This is a genomic window from Arthrobacter sp. T572, assembly GCF_056780115.1.
In genome coordinates this window covers 1,621,914-1,636,808 of the sequence record NZ_JBRAZQ010000002.1, presented here as the reverse complement: position 1 = coordinate 1,636,808, position 14,895 = coordinate 1,621,914, and the positions used below count along the sequence as shown (strand labels likewise).

15 protein-coding genes are annotated in these 14,895 nt (G+C 63.4%); 8 read left to right on the top strand and 7 right to left on the bottom strand.

The features are described 5' to 3' along the window. The first annotated feature begins 8 nt into the window (after positions 1–8). Complete coding sequence (locus ACUYMZ_RS08770) at positions 9–1,469, top strand: lipase maturation factor family protein (RefSeq protein WP_481602784.1); 1,461 nt, start codon at positions 9–11, stop codon at positions 1,467–1,469. Positions 1,470–1,481: 12 nt separating this feature from the next. Here ACUYMZ_RS08770 and ACUYMZ_RS08765 read toward each other — a convergent pair whose 3' ends face one another. From ACUYMZ_RS08765 to ACUYMZ_RS08755, 3 genes are all read right to left on the bottom strand, one after another. Further along, positions 1,482–2,828: a ParM/StbA family protein gene (locus ACUYMZ_RS08765; protein ID WP_481602783.1), complete on the bottom strand. Its 1,347-nt coding sequence runs from the start codon at positions 2,826–2,828 to the stop codon at positions 1,482–1,484. A gap of 41 nt (positions 2,829–2,869) precedes the next feature. After that, the gene (locus ACUYMZ_RS08760; RefSeq protein ID WP_426006788.1) at positions 2,870–3,199 is read right to left on the bottom strand and encodes a hypothetical protein; all 330 of its coding nucleotides are present in this window, start codon (positions 3,197–3,199) and stop codon (positions 2,870–2,872) included. A gap of 160 nt (positions 3,200–3,359) precedes the next feature. Then, positions 3,360–4,424 carry a LacI family DNA-binding transcriptional regulator gene (locus ACUYMZ_RS08755; protein WP_426006787.1) on the bottom strand — a complete coding sequence of 355 codons (1,065 nt, stop codon included), beginning with the start codon at positions 4,422–4,424 and terminating at the stop codon, positions 3,360–3,362. Positions 4,425–4,631: 207 nt separating this feature from the next. Here ACUYMZ_RS08755 and ACUYMZ_RS08750 point away from each other — a divergent pair, with 207 nt between their 5' ends. From ACUYMZ_RS08750 to ACUYMZ_RS08720, 7 genes are read left to right on the top strand one after another with little or no spacing between them, the layout of a single operon-like run. Next, positions 4,632–5,960, top strand: a complete 1,329-nt coding sequence (locus tag ACUYMZ_RS08750) for an extracellular solute-binding protein (RefSeq protein ID WP_442424180.1) — start codon at positions 4,632–4,634, stop codon at positions 5,958–5,960. Further along, complete coding sequence (locus tag ACUYMZ_RS08745; protein WP_426006783.1) at positions 5,957–6,886, top strand: carbohydrate ABC transporter permease; 930 nt, start codon at positions 5,957–5,959, stop codon at positions 6,884–6,886. Before ACUYMZ_RS08750 ends, ACUYMZ_RS08745 begins: the two co-directional genes overlap by 4 nt. 1 nt (position 6,887) lies before the next feature. Beyond that, positions 6,888–7,793, top strand: coding sequence for a carbohydrate ABC transporter permease (locus tag ACUYMZ_RS08740; RefSeq protein ID WP_481602782.1), 906 nt, complete (start codon positions 6,888–6,890; stop codon positions 7,791–7,793). Between the two features lie 13 nt (positions 7,794–7,806). Next, on the top strand, positions 7,807–9,051 hold the full coding sequence (locus ACUYMZ_RS08735) for a Gfo/Idh/MocA family protein (protein ID WP_442424182.1): 1,245 nt from the start codon (positions 7,807–7,809) through the stop codon (positions 9,049–9,051). Beyond that, entirely contained in the window at positions 9,048–10,052 is a 1,005-nt protein-coding gene (locus ACUYMZ_RS08730) for a sugar phosphate isomerase/epimerase family protein (RefSeq protein WP_481602781.1), read from the top strand. The genes ACUYMZ_RS08735 and ACUYMZ_RS08730 overlap by 4 nt, the downstream gene beginning before the upstream one ends. Before the next feature lie 37 nt (positions 10,053–10,089). Beyond that, positions 10,090–10,791 (top strand): ThuA domain-containing protein, encoded by a 702-nt coding sequence (locus ACUYMZ_RS08725; protein WP_426006776.1) that lies wholly within the window; start codon positions 10,090–10,092, stop codon positions 10,789–10,791. Between the two features lie 14 nt (positions 10,792–10,805). Continuing rightward, complete coding sequence (locus ACUYMZ_RS08720) at positions 10,806–11,897, top strand: Gfo/Idh/MocA family protein (protein ID WP_442424185.1); 1,092 nt, start codon at positions 10,806–10,808, stop codon at positions 11,895–11,897. 82 nt (positions 11,898–11,979) lie between these two features. Here the strand turns inward: ACUYMZ_RS08720 and ACUYMZ_RS08715 are convergent, their stop codons facing one another. From ACUYMZ_RS08715 to ACUYMZ_RS08700, 4 genes are read right to left on the bottom strand one after another with little or no spacing between them, the layout of a single operon-like run. Further along, positions 11,980–12,822, bottom strand: a complete 843-nt coding sequence (locus ACUYMZ_RS08715; RefSeq protein WP_481602780.1) for an HpcH/HpaI aldolase/citrate lyase family protein — start codon at positions 12,820–12,822, stop codon at positions 11,980–11,982. Between the two features lie 23 nt (positions 12,823–12,845). Next, positions 12,846–13,346: a MaoC family dehydratase gene (locus tag ACUYMZ_RS08710; protein WP_426006771.1), complete on the bottom strand. Its 501-nt coding sequence runs from the start codon at positions 13,344–13,346 to the stop codon at positions 12,846–12,848. Further along, positions 13,343–14,095: a CoA transferase subunit B gene (locus ACUYMZ_RS08705; protein ID WP_481602779.1), complete on the bottom strand. Its 753-nt coding sequence runs from the start codon at positions 14,093–14,095 to the stop codon at positions 13,343–13,345. Before ACUYMZ_RS08705 ends, ACUYMZ_RS08710 begins: the two co-directional genes overlap by 4 nt. A 2-nt stretch (positions 14,096–14,097) precedes the next feature. Further along, positions 14,098–14,880: a CoA transferase subunit A gene (locus ACUYMZ_RS08700; RefSeq protein WP_442424187.1), complete on the bottom strand. Its 783-nt coding sequence runs from the start codon at positions 14,878–14,880 to the stop codon at positions 14,098–14,100. Positions 14,881–14,895 lie beyond the last annotated feature (15 nt).

The window sequence follows — 14,895 nt, the reverse complement described above, 5'->3', positions numbered from 1 at the left end:
TGGACTGCGTGGAGTGGCTCGCATGGTTCGACGCGCGGGACTACGAATTTGCCCGCCAGGTGCTGCAGCGCGGCACAGCAGCGCTCTTCTTTGTGGCCTTTCTCTCCTCCTTGAACCAATTCCCTGCGCTGCTGGGCGAACGCGGCCTCCTTCCCGTTCCCGGGTTCCTGGACTTCGCCCGCCGGTTGGGTCGGCCCAGTGTGTTCCTGTGGCGCTACTCCGATTCCCTGCTCCGGGCAGTCTGCTGGGCGGGCATCACGGTGTCCTTGCTGCTGGTTTTTGGCCTGCCCCAAACCGGGCCGCCCTGGGTACCCATGCTCGCTTTCCTGGCGCTGTGGATCCTCTACATGTCGATCGTGAATGTCGGCCAGACCTTCTACGGCTTCGGGTGGGAGTCCCTCCTGCTCGAAGCGGGGTTCACCGTGGCATTCCTTGGCTCCGACCAAACCGCTCCCCCTGCCACCATCCTGATCCTTATTGTGTGGCTGGTCTTCAGGCTGGAGTTCGGAGCAGGAATGATCAAGATCCGCGGCGGCCGGGAGTGGAGGGACATGACGGCCATGTTCTACCACCACGAGACACAACCCATGCCCGGCCCCCTGAGCCGCCAGGCCCATCTCCTTCCCCGCCCCCTCCACAAGGTGGAAGTCATCGGCAACCACTTCGCTCAACTGGTGGTTCCCTTCTTCCTGTTCGCTCCCCAGCCGTTGGCCGCCTCCGCCGCGGCGATCATCATTGTGACCCAGCTGTGGCTGGTGACCACCGGGAATTTTGCCTGGCTCAACTGGGCCGCCATAGTTCTCGCCTTCGCTGCAGTCAGCGACCCCGTGGCGCACGCAGTGTTTCCTGTGATCCCGCTGGATTGGCACCCGGGTGCGGAGTCCCCGGTGTGGTGGACCGGCGTCGTACTGGCCGTTACCGTGCTGCTGCTGGTTCTCAGCTACCGTCCCTTGCTGAACCTCTTCTCGCGGCAGCAGCTCATGAACGCCAGCTTCAACAAGTGGCGGCTGGTGAATGCCTATGGGGCGTTCGGGACGGTGACCAAGCAGCGGATCGAGATCGTGGTGGAGGGCACCATGGCCAAGGACCCCGATGCGCCGGATGAGAGCTGGCTGGAGTACGGCTTCAAGGGCAAACCCGGCGATCCCCGGCGTGTGCCCAGCCAGTGGGCACCGTACCACCTCCGCCTCGACTGGCTGATGTGGTTCCTGCCCTTGAGGACCGTCCACGAGGACTGGTTCTACGAGTTCCTCAACAAACTCCTGCAGGCGGACCCGCCAACGCTGCGGCTGCTCCGCCATGACCCGTTCGACGGCGACAAGCCCCGTTGGGTGCGTGCGCGCAGCTATCTTTACCGGTTCGCCAGCCGCGCAGAGTTCCGGGAGACCGGTAACCGCTGGGTTCGCGTTCCCTTGTACGACGCCGTGCCGCCGTTGTCCCTGACGTCGCGTCGGCGGCGCTTGCTGTAGCCGGCAGAGGGCCTACAGGGCCGCGGCAGCCAACTCCGGATTTTCCCCGGCAGCGGCCCGCTTGGTGCTGCTCCGTTTTCCGGGAGCCGTGGCGGATGCCGTCACATGCGCCTTGCGTTCCACGGATTCTGCGGCAATGTACAGGCCCTCGCGGTTCAGGTGCCGCGAATAGCTGGAATCCAAGTAGAGGGTGGGGAACGAGTCCTCGCTGTTCATCTCGGCCGCTTTGGCGAGAAGTGCGCTGTACAAGTAGTCCTTCACGGCGCCGGCACCTGCACCACCGCCGTAGACGTACGCCACCTCTGTGGTGGCACCGACAACGGCAAGAACACGGCCAAATTGCTCGGCGACTTCCTTGGCGAAGAACATCGTTTCCTCGTCCACGAACCCCATGACCCGCTCGTAAAAGTTGCGCTTCAGGGGCGACGGTCCTGCGTGCAGGTATTCGGAGAGCTGCTTCCGGGAAGTGAATCCGGACTGGAAACCACGGTCCCGCATGGCCTTCAGGGCATCGGTCAGGACGGTGCCATAGCCCTTCTTGAAGGTCGTTGAGGCATCGGCGTTGAACTGGCCCGCAGTGAACACCGGGAAATTGACCGTGCCCTCGCCGACGTCGATGCCGATCGTGTGCTGGGCAGCCAGGACGTCGCTGGAGGTGATCCCTTCCAGGGCCAGCCCCCTCCTCCTGACATCGGACAGCATGGCATCCATCAGGGGTGCGCCTTGCGCGGTGATGGCATACTGCGCGGATGCACCCTCGGGGATGACCTGGACATCCATGAACCGAAGCTTCACGGTCACCGGGGTTTCGAAGTTGTGGATGGTGGCCGTGTGGACGCCGTTCATGAATTCACCGGCGTAGCTGGTCCGGTGCGAGAGGTACTCATTGATGGGCAAGGCGAGTGCCACCCGGGCGCGGACGCTCAAGGCTTCATCCGCCGGCGGAAGGGATTCGTTGTCGCGGACGTGGTCCTGCAGGGCTTTGGCGGCAAAAGCACCCATGACCAGGATCTTGCTTAATTCCTGCTCGGCTTTGCTCCTGTGGCCTATGACGTCGAACTCTTCGAAAGCCCCGGGCGCGCTCAGGGCCCTGACTCCGAACAACCTGCGGTACTGGTCCCCGATCAGCGGAGAGGAAAAGCTCACGTCCAACTCATTGCAGAAGTCGCCTGCCATGCGCGCCGGAGCTTCGCGGTCCGGCGTCGGAAGCGCATTGGAGCGGGTGACCAGCGCCACCCCACTGGGAAGGTCGATCACGTCGGCTTCCGCCGGGCCGGTTGCGAGCGTGCCGCGGATCAGTCCCTTGACGTAGCCGTTTCCGACGTCGATGCCTCCGGTGAGGTTTGTTGAAATGGTCATGCATCATCCTTTCGATCTGTGTGCGGAGGTGGCGCAGCGGGTCATCGACGCAGGCGGGTGAAAAGGTCGTTGACATCGACCTCCCCGCCGGGCGCTTCCTGCGGTCCGGGCGACGGCGGTTCCGCGGGTTTGGCGTTGGGCGCAGAAGGGCCCTCCACCTCGGCACGGACCGGAAGCTGCACCACGGGCCTGTTCACGATGTCCACATACCCGTGCCGCTCGATGCTCTCCCGGATCAGCGTCCGCATGGACAGCGATTGGTTGTCCTGCAACTCCATCCACGCCACCACAGCTTCATCTGCCCGGGGCACGTTCAAGCGGTATCTGTGGGGCGGCAGCTTCGCGGACCCCTGGTTCTGCGGATCAGGCATCTGGTTCTCCTTCCCTGGCGTTCCCGCGCAACCGTACGCGGGATGAGAGCATCCACCGGACTGTTCACAGCCCGCTGTTGGTCATTTCTGGCCAGGCGCGGACCGCTCACCACCCATGAGTGGCCGGTGCACACCGATCATGACGGAGACAGCAGCATTTTCAGCCGCGGCGCCAGCCTGCTCCGAGCTGCCCGCTGCGCGGGGCTGCGGTCGATTCCCGGACTACAAGGTGCGTAGCCAACTCCACGCGCCGGGAATCCAGTTCCTCGCCGCGGACCTGGCGCAGGATGAAGCTGAGCGCCGAACGCCCCATCTCCTGGAGGGGCTGGGAAACCGAGGTCAGGGGCGGGACGGATTCCGCAGCCTGGTGCGTGCCGTCAAAGCCGACCAGGCTCATCTCCTCCGGTATTCGGATGTTCTGCCTGCGCGCTTCGGCGAGGACTCCCAGCGCAATACTGTCGCTGGCGGCAAAGATCGCCGTGGGCGGGTCTTCCAGCCCCAGCAACGCCTTCATGGCACTGACGCCGTTTTCCGGACGGAAGGCTCCAGCCGATATGTATTCGTGGTCCACGGTGATGCCTTCCGCCATGAGCGCAGCCATGTATCCGTGGAGCCGGGCCTGGCTGCACTCGGCGGTGGAAGGACCGCCGATGTAGGCAATGCGCCGGTGACCCAGTTCCAGCAGGTGTGTGGCGGCAGCCTTCCCGCCTGCCCAGTTACTGGCCCCGACGCTGAACACGTCCAGGGCAGGAGGGTTGAGGGGGTCGATGACCACTATGGGAATACTGCGCCGCTGGAAGGCTTTGAGTTGGGCCGAATCGAACGCAGACGTCACCACGATCATGCCGCTGCGGCCTTCGTCGATCATGCGCTGCGCCCGCTCTTCGGGGCTTGGTGGCGAGCCGGCCTGCCGGCTGGTCACAGAAAGAATCACTTCGATATCGGCCAGGGACGCCTGCTCCAGCACGCCGTTGAGGACTTCGACGGCGTAAGCGGAGTTGAGCGAGTCGAAGACTGCCTCTACCGTTTTGGCCGCCGGCAGGCTTCTTCTCTGCAGCGGTGACCTGTAGCCGGTCTTCTCCAGTGCGGCAAGGACCCGGGTGCGGGTTGCCTCCGCCACGTCCTCACGCCCGTTGACCACTTTGGAGACGGTCGGCGTGGAGACGCCTGCCTCCTTGGCTACCGCAGCCAGCGTCAACTTTGACGGGCGGGTTTCTGTTGTCATGGCCCCCACTTTCGAAATATTTCTGCTTACTCATCATGCGGCGATGCCATTTGCTTTGGCAAGTGGCGGTGCCACTTGTGTCAGTTGAAGGCTTGACGCATTCCTGAATGGGCTTTAGTTTATACCGTGACCTAAATCACCGGAGCGAAATTTTTCGAAATTCTTTTGCTCTCGCACTCTGTTCATGCGATTACCCATGGAGAAGCAATGAAGCAATTCCAGTCCTCCCGGCGTTCCTTCCTGGCCCTTGCTGCCCTGACTCCCTTCGCAGCCGTGGCCACCACGGCGTGCGGCACGTCCGGGCCGGGAGGTGGCGGCGCGGGCGGTGGTGCCAGCATGTGGTTCCTGACCGGTGAGCCGAACCAGACCACCATGCAGAAAGCGGTCGATGCCTTCGGCTCCGCGAACCCCGACCATAAGATCACGGTCACGTACTTCCAGAACGATGCCTACAAGACCAAGATCAAGACCGCGATCGGCGCCGGACAGGCTCCCACCATCGTGTACGGCTGGGGCGGTGGCGGATTGAAAACCTATGCCGAAGCCAACCAGGTCGAAGACCTCACGGCCTGGTTCAACGAGAACCCCGACCTGAAGAACAAGTTCTTCCCGTCGTCCTTCGGAGCAGCTACGGTCAACGGCAAGATTTATGCGCTGCCCAACCAGTACGTCGCTCCGATCGTGTTGTTCTACAACAAGGAACTCTTCGATAAGGCCGGGGTCCAGCCGCCCAAGACCTGGGACGACATCATGTCGCTGGTGAAAACCTTCAACGACATGGGTGTGGCGCCGTTCTCCCTCGGTGGACAATCACGGTGGACCTCCATGATGTGGCTTGAGTATCTCCTGGACCGCATCGGCGGGGCCGAGGTCTTCAATGCCATCTTCGAGGGCAAGCCGGACGCCTGGATGCATCCCGCCGTCATTGAGACCGGAACAAAGATCCAGGAACTTGTCTCCGCAGATGGGTTCATCAAGGGTTTCTCCTCCATCACCGCCGATTCCAAGGCCGACCAGGCCCTGCTGTTCACCGGCAAGGCCGCCATGATGCTCCATGGTTCCTGGACCTATGGCGCCATGAAGAAGGAGGGACAGAACTTCGTCCAGGACGGCAAGCTCGGGTTCGTGCAGTTCCCGACCGTTGCCGGAGGCAAGGGCGATCCGAAGAGCGGCGTGGGAAACCCCGCCCAGTACATGTCCATCTCCTCCAAGGCCAGTGACAAGGAGAAGGAAACGGCCAAGAAGTTCTTCAAGGACGGCATCCTCACCGATACCGTCATCGATGCCTACATCAATTCCGGATCCGTGCCGATCGTCAACGGCATCGAAGACAAGCTGGACTCCTCCCCGGACAAGGACTTCCTGACCTTTGTCTACGACCTCGCCAAGAACGCACCGACGTTCCAGCAGTCGTGGGACCAGGCCCTGAGCCCCACTGCGGCCGAGGCGCTCCTGAACAACATCGACCAGCTTTTCCTGAAGTCGATCACGCCGCAACAGTTCGCCCAGAACATGAACGCAACCCTGGGCAAATGAGCGCCGCAACGCAAGCGCGGCCCGCCGCTCCTCCGCGCCAGACCACCAAAGCCACACCGGGCCGTTCCTCCTTGGCCTGGCTGACCGTCCCGGCACTGCTGTTCTTCGTGATCTTCGCCGTCGTCCCCCTGGTGGGAGTCCTGCTGTTGAGCTTTGCCAACTGGGACGGCATCGGCGCCATCGGAGCAGCAGGAACGGACAACTGGATCTCGGTTCTTGGCGACCCCGAGTTGTACAACGCCCTGGGGCTGACCTTCCTGATCATGATCATGTCCTGGTTGGTGCAGACTCCGATCAGCCTGTTGCTGGGCGTTTTCACCGCCGGGAGCCAGAAGTACCGGGCAGCACTGGCCGTCCTTTACTTCCTGCCGCTCCTGTTGTCATCGGCTGCCGTTGCGATCGCATACAAGGCCCTCCTTGATCCGAACTTCGGCCTGGCCATGGGCCTCGGCCTGCCCTTCCTGGCACAGGACTGGCTGGGGGTTCCCCAGCTGGCCCTGGGTTTGGTGATCTTCGTGATTGCCTGGCAGTTCGTTCCGTTCCATACGCTCATCTACCAAGGTGGGGTCCGGCAGATTCCCAAGTCCCTGTATGAAGCAGCACAGATCGATGGGGCGGGAACCATCAAGCAGTTCTTCCACATCACGCTCCCGCAGTTGAAATACACCATCATTACTTCCTCCACGCTGATGGTCGTGGGATCGCTGACCTACTTCGACCTCATCTTCGTCCTGACCGGCGGAGGACCGGGCAACTCCACCCGGATCCTCGCCCTGGACATGTACCTGCGTGGCTTCCGGGCCAACCTCATGGGGCCGGCCAGTGTCATCGCGGTCATTCTGGTGGTCATCGGCCTTGTCCTGGCCTTGTTCCTCCAGCGCCTTGGAGGCAAGGACAAGCAGGGCAGCCAATTGGAAGGAATGTAGGGTGAGCACCGTACTGACAAACCAGCAGGAGACCCCAAGGACGGGAGCTGCAAGCCAGCCCCCGGCACAGCGTCAAGGCCTGGGCACGCGCCTGCGCCGCCTTAACATACCGGGTGGCCTGGGTGGATGGATCTGGTTGGCCGTGATCATCATTCCGGTCTACTACATCGTCATCACCAGCCTGAAGACCTCCGAAGGCTACTTTGGCCAGAACCCACTGGCACCGCCGCTGGCGCCCACCCTTGAGAACTACCAGTTGGTGCTCGAGTCGAACTTTGCCGCCTACTTCATGAACAGCGTCATGGTCACGTTGGGGGCGGTGGTCCCTACCGTCCTGATCTCGTTCATGGCAGCCTTCGCGATTGTCCGCGGCGGAGGCAGGTTCCTCAAGCTGGTCAACGGCATGTTCCTGATGGGGCTCGCCATTCCGTTGCAGGCAACGATCATTCCCATCTACCTGATGATCATCCGCCTGAACCTGTACGACAGCCTGCTGGCGATCATGCTTCCATCCATCGCCTTCGCCATCCCGCTGACGGTGCTGATCCTGTCCAACTTCATCCGGGACGTACCCAACGAACTCTTCGAATCCATGCGGCTGGACGGGTGCAGTGAATGGCAAACCATGTGGCGCCTGGCCCTGCCTCTCACCCGGCCGGCAATCGTCACGGTGTCCATCTACAACGGCCTGCACGTGTGGAACGGATTCCTGTTGCCGCTGGTCTTGACCCAGAGTCCCGACCTTCGCGTCCTCCCCTTGGCCCTGTGGTCCTTCCAAGGTGAGTACAGCGTCAACATCCCGGCCGTCCTGGCCTCGGTGGTCCTGAGCACCCTGCCCATCCTGGTGCTGTACGTGGTAGGACGCCGCCAACTGCTCAGCGGCTTGACCGCCGGATTCAGCAAGTAGAAAGGAGTCACAGATGACGGAACAGAAACCACTCCGCGTAGGCATGGTGGGCTATGCGTTCATGGGGGCTGCGCACTCCCACGCCTGGCGGACCGCACCACGGTTCTTCGACTTGCCTCTCGCTCCACAGTTGACCGCGGTTGCCGGCCGCAACGAGGAAGGGGTCCGGGCTGCTGCCGCCAAGTACGGGTGGGACTCCGTGGAAACGGACTGGCGCGCACTGGTCGAACGGGACGACATCGACCTGATCGACATCTGCACCCCTGGCAACACCCACGCCGACATCGCCATCGCCGCCCTCGAAGCCGGCAAGCACGTACTCTGCGAGAAACCCCTCGCCAACTCCGTGGAGGAGGCGGAGAAGATGACTGCCGTGGCGGAGGCCGCAGCGGAGCGTGGCGTACTGTCCATGTGCGGCTTCAGCTACCGGCGCACCCCTGCGCTGGCGTTGGCCAAGCGCATGGTGGAGGATGGGCGGCTGGGCGACATCCGCCACGTGCGGGCCCAATACCTCCAGGACTGGCTTTCCGACGCAGACGCACCATTGACGTGGCGCTTGGACAAGTCGAAGTCCGGGTCAGGTTCCCTGGGCGACATCGGCGCGCACAGCATCGATGCTGCCCAGTGGATAACCGGACGGACCATCACGGGTGTCTCCGCGCTGTTGGAGACCTTCGTCACCGAGCGTCCCCTGGCCGGCGACTTCGTGGGACTGGGCGGCCACGGGGGTTCGGATGGTCCCAAGGGCCCGGTAACTGTGGATGATGCCGCTTTGTTCACCGCGCGCTTCAGCGGAAACCACGACGCCGGCACGGACCAACAGGCGGACGGCACCTCCGGTGGGGACGCCACGGGCCCGATCGGCATCTTCGAAGCAACCAGGTTCGCCCTGGGGCGCAAGAATGCAATGCGCCTGGAACTCAACGGCACCAAGGGCTCCCTGGCGTTCGATTTCGAGGACATGAACTCCCTCCAGTTCTACGACGCTTCCCTGGAGCCGGACGCCGGGTTCCGCAAGATCATGGTCACCGAACCGTCGCACCCCTACACCGCCAACTGGTGGCCTACGGGGCACGGGCTGGGCTATGAGCACGGATTCACCCATCAGGTGGTGGACCTTGTGAATGCCATCCACGCTGGCGAGCAGCCCTCGCCGTCGTTCGCTGATGCGTTGCAGGTCCAGAAGGTGCTGGCCGCCGTCGAAGCAAGCGCCGGCAACGCCAGCCGTTGGCAGACCGTCGAGAAGGAGACACCATGAGCCGACCCATCACCCTCTTTACCGGCCAATGGGCCGACCTCCCCTTCGAGGAGGTGGCCCGCCTGGCCGGCGAATGGGGTTTCGACGGATTGGAAATCGCTTGTTGGGGCGATCACCTGGATCCCCAGCGCGTCGTGGAAGACGACGCCTACCTCCAGGGCAAGCTCGACATCCTCGAGAAGCACCAGCTGTCCGTCCACGCCATTGCCAACCATCTCACCGGCCAAGCGGTGTGCGATGACCCCATCGATGAACGGCACCGTGACATCCTGTCCCCCGGGGTCTGGGGCGACGGCGAGGCTGAAGGAGTCCGGGAGCGGGCGGCCGAGGCCATGAAAACCACCGCCCGGGCCGCTGCCCGCCTGGGGGTCAAAACGGTGACAGGCTTTACGGGCTCCTCCATCTGGAAGTGCGTGGCCATGTTCCCCCCGGCTTCGGAGGACATGATTGAGCGGGGCTACCAGGACTTCGCCGACCGCTGGAACCCGATCATGGATGTCTTTGACGAGGTGGGCGTCCGCTTCGCCTTGGAGGTCCACCCGTCCGAGATCGCCTACGACTACTGGACTGCCAAGCGCACCCTGGAAGCCATCGGCCACCGTGAGGGCTTCGGGTTGAACTTCGACCCCTCACACTTCATCTGGCAGGACCTGGACCCCGTGATGTTCCTTCAGGACTTCGCGGACAGGATTTTCCACGTCCATGTGAAGGAATCGGTCCGTCAACTCAACGGTCGCAACGGCCGCCTTGGCTCCCACTTGCCGTGGGCCGATCCTCGGCGCGGCTGGGACTTTGTCACCGCGGGCCACGGCGACGTGGCGTGGGAACCCATTTTCCGCACGCTCAACGCCATCGGCTACGACGGACCCACGAGCATCGAATGGGAGGATGCGGGCATGGACCGCCTGGTGGGCGCCCCGGAGGCCCTTGCCATGGTCCGCAACCTCGCCTCCATCCAGCCACCGGCCGCTGCGTTCGACGCCGCTTTCGCCACACGATAAAACCCCTTGACGGATACGCCCCGAAACGAAGGAAACCATGACAACCAACAACAAGAGCGCACTGGTGGTGCGCGGCGGCTGGGACGGACACCAGCCGGTGGAAGCCACCGAACTCTTCATCCCGTACCTCAAAGCCCAGGGGTTCGAGGTACGGGTCGAAGAGTCCCCCAAGATCTACGCCGATCCCGACTACATGGCCACGGTTGACCTGATCGTGCAGTGCATGACGATGTCCACCATCGAGAAGGACGAATTCGCAGGGCTGCGGACAGCCGTGGAGAACGGCACCGGGTTGGCCGGCTGGCACGGCGGCATCGCCGATTCGTACCGCAACAACTCCGATTACCTTCACCTGATCGGCGGCCAGTTCGCTTGCCACCCGGGCAAGCACCCGGATGAACTGATCGGTGAGCAGTCGGACAACTACGTCCCCTACACCGTGAACATGCTTCCCGCCGCCGCGGACCACCCCATCACCGCAGGCCTGGACGACTTCGACCTGGTCACCGAACAGTACTGGGTCCTCGCCGACGACTACATCGACGTCCTGGCAACCACCACGCAGAAGGTGCGCGAATGGGACCCCTGGAACCGGGAAGTCACGTCGCCTGCCATCTGGACCCGGCAGTGGGGCAAAGGCAGGATCTTCGTCTGCACGCCCGGCCATCGTGTGGAAGTCCTGGAGGACTCCAATGTCCGCACCATCATTGAAAGGGGCATGCTGTGGGCAACCCGCTGAACACAACCCGGCGCATGAATGTCGGAATCATCGGCTGCGGCAAGATCGTGGAGCAGTACCTCACCAACTTCCGCCGCCTGGAGTCGGTCAACCTGGTGGCTGTTGCCGACCTCGACCACGCGCGTGCGCAGGCGGTCGCGGACTCCTATGAAGGCGTCCGTGCTGTGACCGTGGACGAGTTGCTGGCCGCCGGCGACGTCGATCTGGTCCTCAACCTCACCATCCCGGCGGCACACGCCGAAATCGCGCTCAGAGCCATCGGCGAAGGCAAGGCGGTGTACGGAGAGAAGCCACTGGCAGCCACCACCGAGGAGGCACGGCAGGTGCTTGCAGCCGCGAAGGCTGCGGGTGTGACCGTGGGCTGCGCACCGGACACCGTGCTGGGGACGGGTATCCAGACCGCCCGCAAGGCGATCGACGACGGCTTGATCGGAGCACCGATCTCGGCCACCGCCACCATGGCCACTCCCGGGCATGAACGCTGGCATCCGAACCCGGACTTCTATTACCAGCCCGGAGGCGGACCACTGCTGGATATGGGACCCTACTACGTATCAGCACTCGTGACCCTGCTGGGTCCGGTGGTTTCGGTGGTGGGCGCAGCGAGCCACACCCGGAATGAACGGACCATCGGTTCCGGCCCCCGCGAGGGCCAAAAAGTTCCGGTGGACATCGACTCCCACGTCACCGGCGTGCTGGTGCATGCCTCGGGTGCGCTGTCCACGCTGTTCATGAGCTTCGATGCGGTCCAGACCAAGAGCCCCAACATCGAAATCCATGGTGAGAAGGGTTCACTGGTGGTGCCGGATCCCAACCACTTCGACGGGAACGTGCAGCTGTTTGCCCTGGGAGCAGCCGATTGGGAGACACTGCCCGTCTCAGCCGGCTACGTGGATTCAGGCCGTGGATTCGGAATTGCCGACCTTGCCGCCACACCCCCGGGGCAGGAGCCGAGGGCCGGTGGGGAACTTGCCTTCCACGCCTTGGAGGTCATGGAATCCGTTCTGGAAAGCGCCAAGACCGGACAGGCCGTGGCCATCACGAGCACCGCCCCGCGCCCTGCCGCGGTTCCTCTCACGGAACTTGCGGCGCCCGTGCGCGCCTAGCACCCAAAAAAACCCCGCCGAGATGGCATTTGATGACAATGTTTGCTCAAAGCATTGGCATCAAATGCCATCTCGCGGGTGGTTAACGGGCGCGGCGGAGGACTGACTGGGCGTGCTTGAGAATGGGGCCGTCGATCATCTTTCCCTTGTACTGGAAGACTCCGGTGCCGGCAGTTGATGCGGCCTCCAACAACTCCGTCGCCGCGGTAACGGCCTGTGGGGTGGGTGCGTAGGCTTCCCGGACCACCGCAACCTGGGACGGATGGATGCAGGCCTTGGCACCGAAACCACTGGCCACGGCGTCCCGGGACTCTGCACCGAGCCCCTCAAGATCCGGGATGTTTACGTACACGGCGTCAATGGCTTCCTTGCCTGCGGCCTTCGCGGCAAGCAGCACAGCGGACCTCGAGTGGAGCGCCACGGCACGGTAGCCGCCGTCGTCGTTCCTGCTGGAAAGGCCACCCAAGGACGCGAGCAAGTCCTCCGCTCCCCACATCAACGCCACGACGTTCGGCTCGGCGGCGATGGACACCGCGTTGACGACGCCGACGGCCGTTTCGCAGAGAGCGATCACGCGATAGCCATCCAGGGCCTTCAGCTGCGCAGCACCCTCCGCCTTGGCCAGCATGACGGTCCGGTAGGGAGTTTCCGCCAGGCACTCAAGGTCCAGCCGGAAATCCTCCGTGCCCACCGGGTTCACGCGGACGATGGTGGTGTCCGGATCCAAGTGGGCGCCGGCATCCGCCAGTTGCTCAACGATCGCCCGGCGTGCCAGCTCCTTCCCAGCCGGGGCCACGGCGTCTTCGAGATCCAGGATGACGGCGTCGGCACGGTCAGCGGCCTTGCCGAAGCGCTCGGGACGGTCTGCCGGGCAAAACAGGAGGGCAGGGCCCATGGTGAAGGGAAAGACGTCGGGAGAGGGCATGGACTTCCTTGCTGCTGCGCGTTCTACTGTGCGGTATCGGACGATTGGGCGTTGTGCGCTTCCTTGGTCCACATCAGGCAGGTCCTGGTGGCCAGTGCCACCACCTCGCCGTTCTGGTTGCGTCCCGTGTGCTGCATGGTCACCAGCCCCTGCCCGGGACGCGAGGACGAGAGCCGCTTGCCGGTGATCACCGTTTCCGTGTACAGCGTATCGCCGTGAAAGAGCGGATGCGGGAACGTGACATCCGTGAGCCCCAACTGGGCCACGATGGTGCCCTGGGTCAGCTGGGTCACTGACTGGCCCACCATGGTGGAGAGAGTGAACATCGAGTTCATGAGCCGCTGGCCAAAAGGCTGCCCCGCGCTCCAGGCAGCGTCCAAGTGCAAGGCCTGCGAATTCATGGTGAGGGTGGTGAACAGGACGTTGTCAGTCTCGGTCACCGTCCTGCCCGGCTTGTGGGCGTACACCACGCCTTCTTCCAGTTCGTCGTAATACAGCCCCCGTTGCTCCACAACCCGGCTCATACAGTCAGTTCCTGGTCTTCTTCGAACAACTCAGCACCCGTGGCAGCCAAGACATCCTCCAGGGTCACGTTCGGCGCCAACTCACGGAGCACCAACCGCGGTTCGCCCTGGTCCTTGACGACGTCGATCACCGCGAGGTCCGTAATGATGCGGTCCACGCATCCCTTCCCGGTCAAGGGCAGTGAACACTCCCTGACGATCTTGGGCCGTCCGTTGCGGTCCACGTGCTCCATCATGACGATCACCTTCTTGGCACCGAACACCAGATCCATGGCTCCGCCCATGCCCTTCACCATCTTGCCCGGGACCATCCAGTTGGCCAGGTCTCCATTGGCCGCTACTTCCATGGCGCCCAAGACAGCGACATCCACGTGGCCGCCGCGGATCATTCCGAAAGATGTCGCGGAGTCGAAAAACGCGGCACCGGCGTTGGTGGTGACGGTCTCCTTCCCGGCGTTAATGAGGTCCGGATCCACCTTGTCCTCGGCCGGATATGGGCCGACGCCCAGGATCCCGTTCTCCGAGTGCAGGATCACCTCCACACCGTCCGGAATGTAGTTCGGGATCAGCGTCGGCATGCCAATGCCCAGGTTAACGTACTGTCCGTTGGCCAGTTCCCTGGCTACGCGGGCGGCCAGTTCGTTGCGGGTCCAGCCCTTGGCTTCGTGATGTTCGACGTCGGCACGCCGGTATTCGTGCCGCACGGCTTCCGGACGGGGCGGCACGTCATGATAGGTGTTCGATTCCATGGCTAGGCTCCTCCCGCCTGTTGCTCCCCCGCACCCGGGAGTGACACCGTCCGTTTCTCGATCCGTTTCTCCGCGGACGGCGCCAGCACCACCCGGTGGACGAAGATGCCCGGCGTATGGATGTGCTCCGGGTCAAGCTCACCCGGTTCCACCAGCTCCTCGACTTCGGCGATGGTGGTTCTGGCTGCAGCGGCGCACAACGGGTTGAAATTCATGGCCGCCGCATGGAAAACGAGGTTCCCATGCCGGTCCCCCTTCCAGGCGTGGACCAGGCCAAAGTCGGGAGTGAGCGCCTCCTCAAGCACATAGTCCGCCTCATTGAACGTGCGTACCTCCTTCGGCGCAGAGGCCAGCGCAACGTTCCCGTCGGCGTCATACTTTTGCGGAAGTCCGCCCTCGGAGACCTGGGTCCCCACGCCGGCTTTGGTATAGAAGGCGGGAATTCCGGCGCCACCGGCGCGCAGCTTTTCGGCAAGTGTTCCTTGCGGGGTGAGGACCACTTCAAGTTCCCCGGCGAGGTACTGACGGGCGAATTCCTTGTTCTCGCCCACGTAGGAGCTGATGGTGCGGCGGATGCGGCCATCCTTGAGGAGAATCCCGAGGCCCCAGTCGTCCACGCCGCAGTTGTTGCTCACGGTTTCCAGGTCCGTGGTGCCTTGGCTGTGAAGGGCATTTATCAGGGAGACCGGTATGCCGCATAAGCCGAACCCACCCACGGCGAGCGAGGCACCGTCCGGGATGTCCTTCACCGCTTCCGCGGCGCTGGCAACAACCTTGTCAATCATCGGTGATCCTTCCCC

Bases quoted from the DNA above. Each gene is read 5' to 3' on its own strand.
- ACUYMZ_RS08750 (WP_442424180.1), top strand. From the start codon at position 4,632: ATGAAGCAATTCCAGTCCTCCCGGCGTTCCTTCCTGGCCCTTGCTGCC.
- ACUYMZ_RS08765 (WP_481602783.1), bottom strand. From the start codon at position 2,828: ATGACCATTTCAACAAACCTCACCGGAGGCATCGACGTCGGAAACGGC.
- ACUYMZ_RS08725 (WP_426006776.1), top strand. From the start codon at position 10,090: ATGACAACCAACAACAAGAGCGCACTGGTGGTGCGCGGCGGCTGGGAC.
- ACUYMZ_RS08710 (WP_426006771.1), bottom strand. From the start codon at position 13,346: ATGAGCCGGGTTGTGGAGCAACGGGGGCTGTATTACGACGAACTGGAA.
- ACUYMZ_RS08705 (WP_481602779.1), bottom strand. From the start codon at position 14,095: ATGGAATCGAACACCTATCATGACGTGCCGCCCCGTCCGGAAGCCGTG.
- ACUYMZ_RS08700 (WP_442424187.1), bottom strand. From the start codon at position 14,880: ATGATTGACAAGGTTGTTGCCAGCGCCGCGGAAGCGGTGAAGGACATC.
- ACUYMZ_RS08730 (WP_481602781.1), top strand. From the start codon at position 9,048: ATGAGCCGACCCATCACCCTCTTTACCGGCCAATGGGCCGACCTCCCC.
- ACUYMZ_RS08735 (WP_442424182.1), top strand. From the start codon at position 7,807: ATGACGGAACAGAAACCACTCCGCGTAGGCATGGTGGGCTATGCGTTC.
- ACUYMZ_RS08715 (WP_481602780.1), bottom strand. From the start codon at position 12,822: ATGCCCTCTCCCGACGTCTTTCCCTTCACCATGGGCCCTGCCCTCCTG.
- ACUYMZ_RS08760 (WP_426006788.1), bottom strand. From the start codon at position 3,199: ATGCCTGATCCGCAGAACCAGGGGTCCGCGAAGCTGCCGCCCCACAGA.
- ACUYMZ_RS08755 (WP_426006787.1), bottom strand. From the start codon at position 4,424: ATGACAACAGAAACCCGCCCGTCAAAGTTGACGCTGGCTGCGGTAGCC.
- ACUYMZ_RS08720 (WP_442424185.1), top strand. From the start codon at position 10,806: ATGAATGTCGGAATCATCGGCTGCGGCAAGATCGTGGAGCAGTACCTC.
- ACUYMZ_RS08745 (WP_426006783.1), top strand. From the start codon at position 5,957: ATGAGCGCCGCAACGCAAGCGCGGCCCGCCGCTCCTCCGCGCCAGACC.